This is a genomic window from Kangiella koreensis DSM 16069, assembly GCF_000024085.1.
GTDB lineage: Bacteria > Pseudomonadota > Gammaproteobacteria > Enterobacterales > Kangiellaceae > Kangiella > Kangiella koreensis.
Map to the genome: position 1 here is coordinate 408,333 of NC_013166.1, position 13,206 is coordinate 421,538.

The 13,206-nt window shown below is 44.8% G+C and carries 17 protein-coding genes; 11 read left to right on the forward strand and 6 right to left on the reverse strand.

Translation table 11 applies throughout. The features are described 5' to 3' along the window. Positions 1-4 precede the first annotated feature (4 nt). The gene (locus KKOR_RS01940; protein ID WP_012800328.1) at positions 5-1,066 is read right to left on the reverse strand and encodes an aspartate carbamoyltransferase; all 1,062 of its coding nucleotides are present in this window, start codon (positions 1,064-1,066) and stop codon (positions 5-7) included. A 123-nt stretch (positions 1,067-1,189) separates the two neighbouring features. On the opposite strand from KKOR_RS01940, the gene KKOR_RS01945 reads away from it, so the two are divergent. Both KKOR_RS01945 and KKOR_RS01950 read left to right on the forward strand, forming a co-directional pair. Further along, on the forward strand, positions 1,190-1,378 hold the full coding sequence (locus tag KKOR_RS01945) for a rubredoxin (RefSeq protein ID WP_012800329.1): 189 nt from the start codon (positions 1,190-1,192) through the stop codon (positions 1,376-1,378). A 136-nt stretch (positions 1,379-1,514) separates the two neighbouring features. After that, positions 1,515-2,021 (forward strand): Hcp family type VI secretion system effector, encoded by a 507-nt coding sequence (locus KKOR_RS01950; protein WP_012800330.1) that lies wholly within the window; start codon positions 1,515-1,517, stop codon positions 2,019-2,021. A 47-nt stretch (positions 2,022-2,068) separates the two neighbouring features. Here KKOR_RS01950 and KKOR_RS01955 read toward each other — a convergent pair whose 3' ends face one another. Then, a complete protein-coding gene (locus KKOR_RS01955) occupies positions 2,069-2,401 on the reverse strand; it encodes a hypothetical protein (RefSeq protein ID WP_012800331.1) in 333 nt (110 codons plus the stop codon). A 212-nt stretch (positions 2,402-2,613) separates the two neighbouring features. Here KKOR_RS01955 and KKOR_RS01960 point away from each other — a divergent pair, with 212 nt between their 5' ends. Continuing rightward, positions 2,614-3,213, forward strand: coding sequence for a hypothetical protein (locus KKOR_RS01960; RefSeq protein WP_012800332.1), 600 nt, complete (start codon positions 2,614-2,616; stop codon positions 3,211-3,213). Positions 3,214-3,551: 338 nt separating this feature from the next. On the opposite strand, the gene KKOR_RS01965 is transcribed toward KKOR_RS01960, so the two are convergent. Continuing rightward, a complete protein-coding gene (locus KKOR_RS01965; protein ID WP_012800333.1) occupies positions 3,552-4,163 on the reverse strand; it encodes a DUF2238 domain-containing protein in 612 nt (203 codons plus the stop codon). A 14-nt stretch (positions 4,164-4,177) separates the two neighbouring features. Next, positions 4,178-5,047, reverse strand: coding sequence for a glutathione-dependent disulfide-bond oxidoreductase (gene yghU / locus KKOR_RS01970; RefSeq protein ID WP_012800334.1), 870 nt, complete (start codon positions 5,045-5,047; stop codon positions 4,178-4,180). A gap of 201 nt (positions 5,048-5,248) precedes the next feature. Here yghU and KKOR_RS01975 point away from each other — a divergent pair, with 201 nt between their 5' ends. The 6 genes from KKOR_RS01975 to KKOR_RS02000 all read left to right on the forward strand — a co-directional run bounded on the left by KKOR_RS01975 (position 5,249) and on the right by KKOR_RS02000 (position 9,594). Beyond that, the gene (locus KKOR_RS01975; protein ID WP_012800335.1) at positions 5,249-5,749 is read left to right on the forward strand and encodes an RNA polymerase sigma factor; all 501 of its coding nucleotides are present in this window, start codon (positions 5,249-5,251) and stop codon (positions 5,747-5,749) included. Next, the gene (locus KKOR_RS01980) at positions 5,736-6,173 is read left to right on the forward strand and encodes a zf-HC2 domain-containing protein (RefSeq protein WP_012800336.1); all 438 of its coding nucleotides are present in this window, start codon (positions 5,736-5,738) and stop codon (positions 6,171-6,173) included. Before KKOR_RS01975 ends, KKOR_RS01980 begins: the two co-directional genes overlap by 14 nt. 15 nt (positions 6,174-6,188) lie before the next feature. Then, entirely contained in the window at positions 6,189-6,518 is a 330-nt protein-coding gene (locus tag KKOR_RS01985) for a YbjQ family protein (RefSeq protein ID WP_012800337.1), read from the forward strand. A gap of 2 nt (positions 6,519-6,520) precedes the next feature. Then, positions 6,521-7,183 (forward strand): hypothetical protein, encoded by a 663-nt coding sequence (locus tag KKOR_RS01990; RefSeq protein ID WP_012800338.1) that lies wholly within the window; start codon positions 6,521-6,523, stop codon positions 7,181-7,183. A 117-nt stretch (positions 7,184-7,300) separates the two neighbouring features. Then, positions 7,301-8,632: a peptide-methionine (S)-S-oxide reductase MsrA gene (gene msrA, locus KKOR_RS01995; protein ID WP_012800339.1), complete on the forward strand. Its 1,332-nt coding sequence runs from the start codon at positions 7,301-7,303 to the stop codon at positions 8,630-8,632. Positions 8,633-8,724: 92 nt separating this feature from the next. After that, positions 8,725-9,594, forward strand: coding sequence for a DUF817 domain-containing protein (locus KKOR_RS02000; protein ID WP_012800340.1), 870 nt, complete (start codon positions 8,725-8,727; stop codon positions 9,592-9,594). Here the strand turns inward: KKOR_RS02000 and KKOR_RS13395 are convergent. After that, positions 9,530-9,949, reverse strand: a complete 420-nt coding sequence (locus tag KKOR_RS13395) for a CopD family protein (RefSeq protein ID WP_012800341.1) — start codon at positions 9,947-9,949, stop codon at positions 9,530-9,532. The genes KKOR_RS02000 and KKOR_RS13395 overlap by 65 nt on opposite strands. Before the next feature lie 10 nt (positions 9,950-9,959). After that, a complete protein-coding gene (locus KKOR_RS02005; RefSeq protein WP_012800342.1) occupies positions 9,960-11,735 on the reverse strand; it encodes a chloride channel protein in 1,776 nt (591 codons plus the stop codon). A 163-nt stretch (positions 11,736-11,898) separates the two neighbouring features. Between KKOR_RS02005 and KKOR_RS02010 the strand changes: the two genes are divergently transcribed. After that, positions 11,899-12,651: a DUF6776 family protein gene (locus KKOR_RS02010; protein ID WP_012800343.1), complete on the forward strand. Its 753-nt coding sequence runs from the start codon at positions 11,899-11,901 to the stop codon at positions 12,649-12,651. After that, positions 12,641-13,168 carry a bactofilin family protein gene (locus KKOR_RS02015; protein ID WP_012800344.1) on the forward strand — a complete coding sequence of 176 codons (528 nt, stop codon included), beginning with the start codon at positions 12,641-12,643 and terminating at the stop codon, positions 13,166-13,168. Before KKOR_RS02010 ends, KKOR_RS02015 begins: the two co-directional genes overlap by 11 nt. Positions 13,169-13,206 lie beyond the last annotated feature (38 nt).

Genomic DNA, 13,206 nt, shown 5'->3' on the forward strand with positions numbered 1-13,206 from the left:
ATGGTTAAATTTTGTTGGAGTGCCAGGCGACTGGAGTTTCAAACTGGCTGAGTTTGTCTTCGACGCCCAGTACCAGGGCAAATAAAGCCATGCGTACTTTGACGCCAAAATAAGCCTGGCGGAAGATGGCCAGATTAGGATTATCATTCATGTCATCGCTGAGCTCATTGGCTTCCGGACGCGAGTCGCGCGGCAGCGGATGCATGATGATGGTGTTCGGGTCGCAGAATTTTTCGTACCCAGACTGATTCAGACGGTATTTACCGCGATACAGATCCGCTTCGCGTTGCGTTTCAAAGCGTTCTTCCTGAATGCGCGTCTGATAAATCACATCCTGGCTGTGTAAGCCGTCGTCAAGGCTGTCGGTAATGGTCACGCGATGATTGTACTTATCGCAGACTGCTAAGACTTTTTCCGGCATGGCTAAAGCGTTTGGCGCGACAAAGGTGAATTCCACATTGGGGAAGACGCACAGTAACTGTGTCAGTGAGTGAACCGTGCGACCATTCTTTAAATCGCCCATCATGGCGATGCGCAGATTCTCGGTGCCTTTATGAATGCGGTTTAGCTCATTGAAGATGGTGTAGATATCGAGCAATGCCTGAGTCGGGTGTTCATTCGGGCCATCACCGCCATTAATCACTGGGATTTTGCTGCCTGCGGCAAATTCGGCTACTGAGCCAGCCTGCGGGTGGCGCATGGCTACTACGTCGGCATAAGTCGATAGAACTTGTGCGGTGTCGTAGAGAGATTCGCCTTTGGCCAGAGATGATGTGGACATGCCAACCGTTTCGCGGACATGGCCGCCGAGCAGGTTGAAAGCGGTGCCGAAGCTGATGCGGGTACGTGTGCTTGGCTCGAAGAACATGTTGGCCAGAACCGCACCTTCGAGGACGCGACAGCTTTTCTCGCGAGCCACGTAAGGGTGCATTAAATCAGCAACTTGAAGGATTCGCTCAACCGCGTCGCGGTCTAACTGGTCAATGGAGAGAATATGTTGGCCTTGAAAAACCATGCGTGCACCCAAATGTTTGTTATGACTTTTAAGTTGGCGCAATTCTAACATGAAGTTACCCAATTGGTGTATCTTTGGCCTATTTGTCCCCTCAGTTGCTAGCAATTCAGCGCAAAATGCTTACAATGTGGGCCTGAAAAGCCCATACAGATAGAGATTCGAGAGGTTTAGCTGGTGGAATATAGAAAATACCGATGTCTGGTGTGTGATTTTGTTTATGACGAAGAACTAGGCTGGGAAGAAGACGGCATCGCGCCTGGAACCCGCTGGGAAGATGTGCCAGAAGACTGGTACTGCCCAGATTGCGGCGTCGGCAAAGAAGACTTTGAGTTGATGACCGACGAATTTAAGAAAAGTCTATAAGCAATTCGTTTTGAATGAATGGATTTAAGAAAGCCTCCAATTGGAGGCTTTTTTGTGGATTTATGAACTGCGTCTGAGGATTTCATGGGTAAAGGAGTATGGTGAGTTTTCGACCATAAATTAAAAGGAGTTATTTATGTTAAAGACTAGTCTAATTTGTTTATCCCTTCTCGTTATCCCTCAATTGGCTAATGCCGCTAGCACCGCCTATTTAAAAATTGGCGACATTAAAGGCGAAAGTCAGCGAGTGGATCATGAGGATGAGATTGATATTATCTCATGGTCCTGGGGCGCAGAATCCAATCGCAAAGCGGCCTGTATTGAAGATATCAAGCTGGTCAAATACGTCGATAGAAGTTCACCACTGTTACTGCTCGGGCAGGCCAATCAAGCGCGCTATCCGACAGCCGTATTATCGGTACGAAAAGATAGTGGGGAAGCCCATCTGGATTATTTGGTGATTACTATGACGAATGTCCAAATTAGCCGGTTTGATGCATCAGGAACTGCTGGTGATGGAATTCCTACCGAAGCAGTGTCCTTAACCTTTGATAATTTAGAGTATCAATATACTGTACAGGCAGATGATCACAGTGCAGGAGAAGTTGTTAGTGCGACTGTTTCGTCGGGACGCTGTAACTGAGATAAATGATGAATTGAAAAGCCTCCGACTGGAGGCTTTTTTTGTAGCTAATAACCAGCGTTAGCACCAATAACCATAAGCGCAATAGTGATGACAAGCACAACAGATGAAAACACAACGCCAAGGATTGGGAAGATTTTCTTATAGCCTTTTTGGACCAGCGCGCCGATGCCTATACCCACCGCAATCAATGCCAAGATCACAAATAAAATCAGAAATAATCCAATGACCATTGCCTCAGATGAGCTTGGGTCCATGCCGCCGTAAGACGAAGCTTCTGCCACGGCTGCCATGATAATGGTAATAATCAAACCGATAGGCGCGATTAATCCTAAGACAAATGTTGTGATACCCAAGCCTGAATGTTTTAGTTGTTCCATGTTTTTGCTCTCTTATTTTTAACGAAGTGATTAAGAGTAATTAACTCCTTGATAAATGGCAAGTTGGTAATACTGCTCATACGTAGGGACAAGTCATGACTTGTCCTCACAGAAGTCATGAAACAGCCTATGGATTTGCATAGAACTTTTTCACTGGGATTTAATCTCAAGATTTATGTCAAAAATATTAAATAATTAAAAGGAATTTATTCATGGGAAAAACAAAAATAGCGATAATTATTGTTTTATTGCTAATAGCTTCTGCGCTGTTAATTGTAAATTTTTCAGATAAAGAAAGTCCTGAGTCTGTCGCCTCGTTTGATCAAATAGAGAGTGAGCACGTTATTGCTAAATCCCAACCTATGACACCTGAGAACCAAGAAGCTACCATTAAGACAGAAAATGTTGGTAATGATGCTAATGGTACATCGGATGAGTCGCTAAATGAGCCTAATGAAAAAGCTACATCTTCTGGCTTGGACATAATGACGAATCAGGAGCAGGTGGCAGCGCAGTTTGATAGTGAAAGCAAAGATTATCATTGGTCAGGGTATTGGGAAAATGAATTGCAGACGATTGTGCTGTTTGTTGGAGCGAAAGCTTTTGTGAAAGATTCAGAGGTTGAGTGTAGATCCTCGACCTGCGAAGTTACGGTTAATCTTAGTGTTAAAGGTCCACAGAATACGGTTGAAGCGGTTGAAGCTCTCTCACAAGAGTTTGCACAAAGAGAGATAAAGTTTGTGCCTGAGTCCATAGACCCCGCAAATGGCAAAATTGTGTTTTATACGCAAACGGGGGATATACCGGAATAGGTTTGTTTTGGGTGAGGGTATCTGTTTGCCTTACTATTCTTGTTAGATATAAAGTCACTGGATTATTAAATACATCCTTGTATTTAACCCTTCGGGCCAGCTTCGCTGTTCAAAATGGCTCCTTGCCATTTTGTCCGCGGTCTAGCCGCGGTATGACAGAAGCGCGTAGCTTAGCAGTGGAGTGTGCCTTGGTAGGGGCGGACCGATGTGCCCGCCCAGATCTAAAACTAGGGCAACCACACTGGGTTGCCCCTACCGAAAGGGTAAGGTGACTGATACGTAGGGGCGATTCATGAATACCCTATGGGGCAGACCCTCACCCGTACAAATGTCGTGATTTAATCTAAACTTCCCAACTGTTTATCATGCCATTTGCTTAATGTTAGCAATGCAATTATGGCACCCAGTAAACACCACCACATATCTGACTGGGTATCCCAGACGTAGCCCTGGGTGCCGAGGAAAGCTTCCGCGGCTTGATCGGATAGTAGGGCGACCCACCATTCAATCAGTTCATAAAAAGCGCTAAAACCTAGGCAGAAACTGATGATAAAAAAGGTTCGCCATTTGGCGCTGTTGAATACGTTGAGGCGGATGGTGATTTCACGCGCAATCATGGCTGGCACAAAGCCTTGTGCGAAATGGCCGAGTTTGTCGTAGTTGTTACGCTCCCAGCCAAACCATTGTTTCATGTCATCAAATAGCGGCACTTCGGCATAAGTGTAGTGGCCGCCGACAATAAGAATGACGCTGTGAATCAATATTAAAATATACAGCAATGGCGTCAGCGGAAAGCGTTTGTAGGTGATGGCCATTGCGACAAAACCCATAACTGCAGGGGCAACTTCCAGCACCCAGGTGACACGATCCTTAGGGCCTATCCCTGACCAGATGAGTACGGCCATGAAGATGATAATCCAAATGCTGATAGCTACTCTATTATTCTGCATGGCCGTTTCCTTTCTTAGTCGTTTTTCTTATCTTCGGTATTGGTATCAAAATCTTTGGCATCATGTCGCTCATGCAGCTGCTCGTGCGGTTCGCCCCAGGTGCGGTTAACCATGCGTCCTCGTTTGACGGCATCGCGCTTAGCGATTTCTTTGGCCCAGCGCATAACATGTTTGTAGGTATCTGCCTGCAAAAACTCGGCGGCTTCATAAACTTCGTTTAATACCAGGCAACCGTACCAGGGCCAGATCGCCATATCAGCAATGGTGTATTCATCACCGCAAATATAGGCGTTGTTGGCCAGGCGTTTATCCAGCACATCTAACTGGCGCTTTACTTCCATGGTGAATCGATCGATACAGTATTCGATCTTAATCGGTGCATATTGATAGAAATGACCAAAGCCTCCGCCTACATAAGGTGCGCTGCCTACTTGCCAGAATAACCATGATAAAAGCTCTGCACGCTGTTCAGGCTTGCTGGGCAGGAATGCATCAAATTTTTCAGCGAGATATAAAAGAATCGCACCAGATTCAAAAATGCGGGTTGGCGGGTTGGTGCTGTGATCAACCATCACTGGGATTTTAGAATTCGGGTTTGCCTGCACAAAGCCGCTGCTGAACTGATCGCCTTCGCTGATATCAATCAGATAGGCATCATACTCGGCTTCAGTAAGTCCTTTAGCCAGCAATTCTTCCAACAGGATAGTCACTTTAACGCCATTGGGTGTGGCTAAGGAATATAGTTGAAGTGGGTGTTTACCTACCGGTAAATCTTTCGCGTGTGTAGGGCCAGAGATCGGACGATTGGTTTTGGCAAATTTACCGCCGCTTTCTTTTTCCCATTTCCAGACTTTTGGTGGGGTATAGTCGGAAGTGTTGCTCATTGGATTCTCCTGACATTGTTTATTCGATGTTTTTCGATAAAACTAAAGCTAGCATAATGCCATCGTCATATCATTAACACCATTCAAGTCCCTGAAATAATGGATATGCCTGCCAGTCATGGTATAAAAGATAAAAAGCATGGAATAAATTCGTTATCTCCTCGTTAAACCACTAAGAACGACAACAAGAGGGTAAAGTCATTGTCGCAGGAATTGATTGATTACAGTCGAAAGGCCCTGATTTTTGCGGTGCAGCTTTTGGGTAACCAGAGTGACGCTGAAGATGTGGTACAGGCCAGTGTAGAAAAGGCATTGGCTCATCCAAAGGCGCCTAAAGGCGGTATCGACTTGCAGAAATGGCTTTACCGGGTCGTGCGAAATGCATCTATTGACCGCATTCGGCAGCTGTCGCGAGAAGATGAGCTGGATACCGAACAGCAAAGCTCATCGGCTCAATCACCGGAAAAACAGCTTGAACAACTGCAAATTAAAACGCGACTCATGCAAGCACTGAGTGCTTTGCCCATGATGCAACGCGAGTTGATTGTATTGCGCGATTATCATGGCAATAGCTATGAGGATATCGCAGAAATTCTGGCGATTCCGACGGGCACTGTGATGTCGAGATTGCATCGGGCACGAATGGCTTTACGCGAACTTTTGAAACACGAATTAAACGAGGTGAATCATGAATCTGTGTGATAAAACCCAGGAACTTATCAGCGGTTATATCGATCATGAACTGAACCAGCAGGATCGACAACGAGTGCGCGTGCATATTGAATCATGCGACCAATGCCGAGCCGTGTATGAGGATTTATTGGCGATTAAGCAGGAGATGGGTAACTTGCAGTACCCTGAATGCGAGGAGGCGCAATTGGATAAGATTATGAAAGAACCTGTGGCAAAAGGCATGGCGATTATTGGTTGGTTTATTCTAATTATTGGTTTCGCCGGTTTTATGGTGTGGCAGTTATTTACCTTCTACACAGAGCCGTCAGTTCCCATGTGGGTAAAAGCGGGTGTCTTTTTGATTGAGGCTGGGGTGTTGCTGCTGTTAGGAAGCGTGCTGCGCCAACGACTTATCGCATTAAAAACAGACAAATACAAAAACGTAAAATTTTAAAAGAAGGACAAGACTATGAGTAATATCGACGTTTATACATTAGAGCAGGTGCCCGGCTATAAAGTCACCAAGGTCATCGGATTGGCGCGGGGCAATTCGGTGCGCACTCGCCATGTGGGTAAAGATATTTTGGCAGGCTTGCGTAACCTGGTCGGTGGCGAAGTGCAGGAATATACCAAGCTGATGGCTGAGAGTCGCGAACAGGCCATCGATCGCATGTGTGATGAAGCTAGAATATTAGGCGCTAATGCAGTAATCGGTGTGCGCTTTGAAACCTCTATGATCGCCAACATGGCCGCAGAGTTGTTGGCTTTTGGTACTGCGGTAGTGATGGAGAAGGAATAAAGTTGCAGGAAAATCCGGAAGAACATTACGAACGAACTAGAAGCCCTCTGGAACTACATGAGTACTGGAAAACTTCTATTGAGAAATTAGATAAAGAAGACTTTCTACTAAGGAAAGACCGACTAAGAAGAAAGTACTTTGAAGAGTTGCCAGCAATAGTAGCAATAGGCCTCCATTGGTGCCGCCCTGGGTTAGACGTTAGTATCAGCCCCCATGCGGGATCAGAAAAGTACGATGCCGAAATATTTATAAATGGATGGCTTAATCTGAATTCTAAAATAGAAGTGGTTTCAACGATTGGCTTTTGCGAACAACTACAAAGGGAGTCCATATATAAAACGGGTAAGGCTGGTGGTATAGCCTCAACGCATAGAAGGAAGAGTAATAGCAGTAAGGATATTGAATATGAAGTTGTCACAAGAAGTGATGAACAAATTATCCAGAAAATTGTAGATACAGTAGTTTCTAGAATCGAAATGAAAGAAAAGAAAGGTTATGAAGGTAAGTATATGCTTGGAGTATTATTTGAGCATTATAAGTCTCTGCACCTAAATGAAATTAAGGTTTTGAGCGAAAAGCTTGAGTCGAAGTTGAATCTAAGGAATTGCAGTTTCTGTGAGATATATCTTGTTAACTCCTATGATCTAGGCTTAATCAAGCTGTAACAAATTAGGGTATTACAACTCTAACTTACATCGTTCATTGTGTGTAAAGGCCATTGACTAAATTTTCATTGGTTCTTGTGCATACTGAATCCATCCCTGAATAATGGTGTGAGTTAGATGAAAAACCTTTTAATTTTTATCATCACGGTGCTGGTCGTTGCTGGATTGGCTTTTGTGATGATGCGAGCTCAATCAGCAAGCTTATCCAAGCAACCCTTTGTTAATAAAGAAAAACCAGAAAATCTTGAGCAGGATATGCCTGCTACCAAGCAGGTGGATACCATTGTGCTGGGTGAAGGGTGCTTTTGGGGTGCGGAAAAGCGACTTGAAGCATTACCGGGCGTTATCGACGCAGAAGTTGGTTACGCTGATGGCCGTGGTCATGAGCCCACTTATGCTGAAATCACCAAGTCCAAACATAAATCGAACCCGGATAATTATGCGGAAGTGGTTAAAGTGACTTTTAACCCACAGCAAATTAGCCTCGAAACCATCATTAAAGATTATTTTGAATCGCATGATCCCACTCAATTGAACCGTCAAGGCAATGATGTTGGAACTCAATACCGCTCAACCATTCTTACCAATAGTCCTGAACAAGCAAAAGTAGCCAATCGCTTAAAAGACGAATTTCAGGTGCTGATGAGCAAGGCGGGCTATGGAAAAATTGTGACGGTGATTAAGCCGCTTGACCAGTTCCATCCTGCAGAGGAATACCACCAGGATTATTTACTCAAAAATCCCAATGGTTATTGCCCTGATTTTTCTACTGGTGTCACATTCGATAGCAAGCCTGAATCTGAAAAAGTGGATAATTCATCGTTGCTTAGCGGTAAGCAGATTGTGATTGTAGATTCGCAGGATTATTGTCCTTATTGTGAAAAATTCAAAAAAGACGTGGCGAATGATTATCAGGGAACCATTCCAATGACTTTCCGTTACGCCTCTCAACTGGATGGCTTAGAAACCAAAACGCCAACCTGGGCAACGCCAACTATTCTGTTTATTGAAAATGGCACAGAAACTTTAGGCTATCAGGGCTACTTGTCTGCGAAAGAGTTTTACAAGGCTCTTGGTTATTTTAAGTTAGGTGATTCAGAGGCATTTAATGTTGCCTTCCAGAAGAGCACCGATGGTCGTTTTTGCAAGCAATATGAAATATTCAAAGATACGCCTGATGGTGTTTTCGTCGATAAACTCAGTGGGCAACCATTATTTGATACCCGTGATCGATTTAATTCGGGAACAGGCTGGCTCTCTTTCACCAAGCCCGTTGATGGCTCGGTGACCTATCATGAAGATAATAGTTTCGGTATGCAGCGCACTGAGCTCCGATCTGCTTCAACCGGGATTCACCTTGGGCATGTGTTTGATGATGGCCCGAATGGAAAGCGACGCTATTGCATTAATGCCACCGTGCTGGAGTTTGTGCCGCGAGAAAAGCTGTAATAGCTGTTAACAGAATTAGTCATAATTGCGCAGGATTTTGTCGCATAAATTAGGTAGTATCATTTCATCTAACGGGGAATGGCACTGCCGAAATGAAAAATTTAAAACAGTTTGTGCATGAGTTCTGGATGTTTGGCCTAAAACAGGCCTATGCCTGTATGTTTGGTGGTTTCTTGCTGGCGGTGATGCTGGTGACCAAATACTGGTATCCGATTGAAGGCCTGCATCGCTATGATTTTATTTTCATTGCTGCGATTGCCTTTCAGGTCTTCATGCTGGTGTTCAAGCTGGAAACCTGGAAAGAAGCGCTGGTCATTATCGTCTTCCACCTTGTCGCAACGGTGATGGAGTTATTCAAGACTTCTGATGCCATCCAGTCCTGGCACTATCCTGAAGAGTTTATTTTTGGTATCGCTAATGTGCCGCTGTTTACCGGCTTTATGTACAGTGCGGTGGGTAGCTATCTGGCGCGGGTCTGGCGAATCTTTGATTTTCGTTTCACCAATTATCCACCTAAATGGACAACGGTTATTTTAGTAACCGCTGTCTATGTTAACTTCTTCACCCATCATTATTGGTATGACTTACGCTGGGTCATATTGGCTGTTACCTTCTATCTTTTTTTGACTACTCAGATCCATTTCAAAGTGATTAAAACGCACCGCAAAATGCCGTTGCTATTTGGCTGGTTTTTGGTCGCGATCTTTATCTGGTTCGCTGAAAATATCGCCACTTACGCCAATATCTGGCTCTATCCGAATCAAAAAGAAGCCTGGCAAATGGTACCGCTTGCCAAGCTATCATCATGGTATTTATTGATGCTGTTGAGTTTTGTACTGGTGACTTTGGTGAATCGAATTAAAGTGCCAATATCAATAGCCATACGGGCGACTGGTGCTAAAACGGTTTCACAATCGCCAGAATCAGAGCCCCTAACAGAATCAGAACCGGCAACTCGTTAAAGACACGGAAGTAGGTTTGGCTTTTGTTGCAACTGCCATCGGCAAATTGTTTTTGATACATACCGCAGATAAAGTGATAAATGATCAATAAAACAATCAGTGTCATCTTGGCGTGGAACCAGCCTGAGCTCATGTAATAACTCCAGTTATAGGAGGCGAGCCATAGACCAAAGACGACGGTCAGGATCATGAAAGGTGTTATGAATCGATAAAGCTTACGCGCCATTATATTGAGCTGATTAAAGGCACCATCGTTTTCTGTCATCGCCAGATTGACAAAGATTCTCGGTAAATAAAAAATGCCGGCAAACCAGGCAACCATAAAAAAGATATGAAACATTTTAATCCACAACATGCGCTTTGCCTTATGGTTTTTTTGAATAGACGTATTGGTCGGTAATCATATCGCGTGTGATAACACCATAAATACGCTCTTGGCCGTCGTGTGTGATCCGGTACACATAAGCCGCTGACATTTTTGCCTGTTCCATCTTGTCAAAAGTCTCTTCAAGCGTAGCTTGTAGTGTAATGGAGACAAGATTTTGGCGATTAGCGGGTATTTTTAACAGATTAATGACTTTACGTTTTTGCTCTGTGTCAGGTTTTGGCGTTTCTTCGCGTTGTTTTTCTTCCCGCTCCATCATGTAGCGCACTAGATCACTGGCGACCATCAACGAAGTCACATGCTCATCTTCCAAGACCAGAACCCAGCGCGGCTTGTCCTTGAGAGCAACTTCTATTTCATCCGGAGTAGAGCGGAAGTTGAGTGTTGCAATACTGCGCGACATTACGCCAGCCACCCCAATACTGCGTAGTACCTGTTTGATTGGACTGACGCGTAAATCGAGGCCGCGATCGGTCATCTGAGTTTCCCAGAAAGACTGCTGTTTAAATAGCTGGGTCACAACCAAGTTGCCAATCACGATTGAAAACATACCTGGGAAAATAATGTTCGGGTTGTTGGTCAGTTCTAACAAAGCCATCAGCGCAGCCAGAGGTGCTTGCAATACAGCCCCCATCACGGTTGCCATGCCAATCATGGCGTAAAAGCCGGTGTAACTGGCCTGGTCAGGGAATAGCTCCCCACCAATGTTACCCATGACGCCACCTAGCATTGCGCCCATAAATAGGGCCGGGCCGATTACACCGCCTGGTAGAGATAGGCCCGAACAGATGATGGTCGCAATAAGCTTTCCGACTAAAGCCAGAGCAAGAATTGTTAATGCTAACTCTCCTTGCAGGGCGCCGTTAACTGAGTCGTAACCAATGCCCATCACTTGTGGGATACCGATGGCGATTATGCCTACGCTGGTTCCGGCAACGGTGGTTTTAAGCCAAACTGGCCATTCTCGGGATATCTGCCTGACTTTGCGCGTAGCCATGATGAACACACTGGCAAAGACACCGCCTGCAAATCCCACCAATAAGAAGTAGGGCATTTCCCAGAGTGACTGAATATCAAGCTTAGATGGCACATCGAAAGAAGCGCCATCACCAAACACCAGTCGTGTCAGAATAGCGCCTGCAACGGACGCCAGAATGATCGGAATAAAGCTGGCTACCGCATATTCCATGATGATGATTTCCATGGCGAAAATCACCCCGGCCAGCGGTGTATTAAAGTTAGCAGAAATGGCGGCAGCACAACCACAGCCGACCAGAATACGGGTACTGTTATTGGGTAGTTTGAGCTTTTGCCCAACCCAGCTGGCTGATGCCGAACCTAAGTGAATGCCGGGGCCTTCACGACCTACCGACTGGCCAGAGGCAATGGTCAAGCCACCGAGAATAAATTGCACAAAAGCGTTTTGTGGCGGCAGGTGTCCCTGGTGATAACTCATGCGTTCCAATACGTGAGACACGCCGACTTGTCGATGTTCTGGCTTCAATTGTTGCAATAACAGGCCAACAATTAAACCACCAATGGTTGGCAATAATAGTCGATACAACCAGTCCATGGTTTCGTAATCAGTGTTGCTGTTAGGATCGGTTGCCCAAAGAACCAATGAGCTTTCGGTGAAGAGTCTGAACAGTATATTTGAACCGCCAGCGAGCAAACCGCAGATCAAACCAATAAGCGCCATAAGGGCTAATGCATCAAAGCCCCCAAGTCGTAATCGTAAGCGGTCGATCAGTGTCATTGGCGTTGTGAGTTTGTGATAAGTTTTGTTCCCTGCGATGTATAAATTTGCTTTAATCGCAAACTATCGTCGCTTCGGCTTTGGCTAAAAAAATTAGCCATTGTATTCAATTAGTTACATAATAAGAAAATGCAGCCTCAAGAACAAATGATTTCAACGATTTATGACTAAAGAATCCCATCAACCTGATTATATTATTCGTAAACGCCGCAAAGCCAGTTGGTACTGGAGTTGGGCCGGCTTCGTGCTGATCGTTTTGCTGGTCGCGTTAGGTCTCGGTTACTGGCTCAGCGAACGTCAGTATAGTGGTTTTGGATCGGCTAATGATCGCCTAGGAAACTTGCGCACACAATTAGACGAAGCCAATAACAGTAGAATTCATTGGCAACAACAATACCAGGTTGAACATCAGGTAACTGGTCAGCTAAAAGATGAAATTCAAAAGCTGAATACCAAAATCCATAACCTGGAAAAAGAAAAACAAGCTTTTTTACGTATATTCGATCCCAATGCTGTGGAAAGTGGCTTGCAAATCGCTAGCTTTGTATGGGAGTCTGTAGCAGGAAAAGTTAATCAATTTAACTTCCGGTTAATGCTGATTCAGGCTGGCCAACAGCAGCGAGATGTCTCGGGAACCTATTCCATTATTCTGGTAGGAAAGGAAAAGGGTGAAGAGAAAACTTACAGCTTGTTGGAGTTGGAAGCTCTTTCACAGCAGGAAACACAGTTCAAGTTCCGTTATGTGGGAAGCCACAGAGGAGCATTTAATATTCCAGAAGGTTTTGAGCCGGAGCTGGTTCGGGTGCAAGTCACATCTTCTGGTCGTGGTGGTGAAACCATTGTGCAGGATTTTCCTTGGCAAGCCGTTTCACAACAGAACACTCCAAATGAGGTAGAAGACAATAATGTGGGGTAATAAAAGTAAATCACACAATGTGGATACACTGATAGCGGAAGGAACCAGCATCAAAGGCGATTTGAGTTTTGAAGGCGCTTTATTTGTCGATGGAGTGATTGAAGGTGATATTCACGGTACGAACCATGAGCAATCGGTTTTATCGGTAGGAGTTCATGGTCGAATTGAAGGTAATATTGAAGCACCATTTGTTATCATTTTTGGTCAGGTCGATGGTGATGTGCGTGTGTCGCAAAAGGTTGAACTTAAGCCTGGCGCTAGAGTAAACGGTGATTTGTATTATAAAATCATTGAAATGAATGCTGGCGCAACCGTTAACGGCAAGATGGTTAACCTGGGTGAGCCGCATGCATTGGAGCATAAGCCTGAGCGGAGTGAAGTTATCTCTGAACCAAAGGTTGCTCAGTCCAAAGACACTGAGTCAAAAACAGAGCCAAAAATTGGTGACAGTAAGTCTAACCAGAAAAAGTCTGACAATGATATGCACTCTAATGATAATGAAGCTGTAAGGGCTTAATTTCATTGATAATAAGGCGCTTACCCTGATCGAAATGA

Coding starts and splice junctions, on each gene's coding strand:
- KKOR_RS13395 (WP_012800341.1), bottom strand. CDS start 9,949: ATGTTGTGGATTAAAATGTTTCATATCTTTTTTATGGTTGCCTGGTTT.
- KKOR_RS02015 (WP_012800344.1), top strand. CDS start 12,641: ATGTGGGGTAATAAAAGTAAATCACACAATGTGGATACACTGATAGCG.
- KKOR_RS02010 (WP_012800343.1), top strand. CDS start 11,899: ATGACTAAAGAATCCCATCAACCTGATTATATTATTCGTAAACGCCGC.
- KKOR_RS01980 (WP_012800336.1), top strand. CDS start 5,736: ATGAATCTGTGTGATAAAACCCAGGAACTTATCAGCGGTTATATCGAT.
- KKOR_RS01985 (WP_012800337.1), top strand. CDS start 6,189: ATGAGTAATATCGACGTTTATACATTAGAGCAGGTGCCCGGCTATAAA.
- KKOR_RS01960 (WP_012800332.1), top strand. CDS start 2,614: ATGGGAAAAACAAAAATAGCGATAATTATTGTTTTATTGCTAATAGCT.
- KKOR_RS01965 (WP_012800333.1), bottom strand. CDS start 4,163: ATGCAGAATAATAGAGTAGCTATCAGCATTTGGATTATCATCTTCATG.
- msrA (WP_012800339.1), top strand. CDS start 7,301: ATGAAAAACCTTTTAATTTTTATCATCACGGTGCTGGTCGTTGCTGGA.
- yghU (WP_012800334.1), bottom strand. CDS start 5,047: ATGAGCAACACTTCCGACTATACCCCACCAAAAGTCTGGAAATGGGAA.
- KKOR_RS01950 (WP_012800330.1), top strand. CDS start 1,515: ATGTTAAAGACTAGTCTAATTTGTTTATCCCTTCTCGTTATCCCTCAA.
- KKOR_RS01955 (WP_012800331.1), bottom strand. CDS start 2,401: ATGGAACAACTAAAACATTCAGGCTTGGGTATCACAACATTTGTCTTA.
- KKOR_RS02005 (WP_012800342.1), bottom strand. CDS start 11,735: ATGACACTGATCGACCGCTTACGATTACGACTTGGGGGCTTTGATGCA.
- KKOR_RS01940 (WP_012800328.1), bottom strand. CDS start 1,066: ATGTTAGAATTGCGCCAACTTAAAAGTCATAACAAACATTTGGGTGCA.
- KKOR_RS02000 (WP_012800340.1), top strand. CDS start 8,725: ATGAAAAATTTAAAACAGTTTGTGCATGAGTTCTGGATGTTTGGCCTA.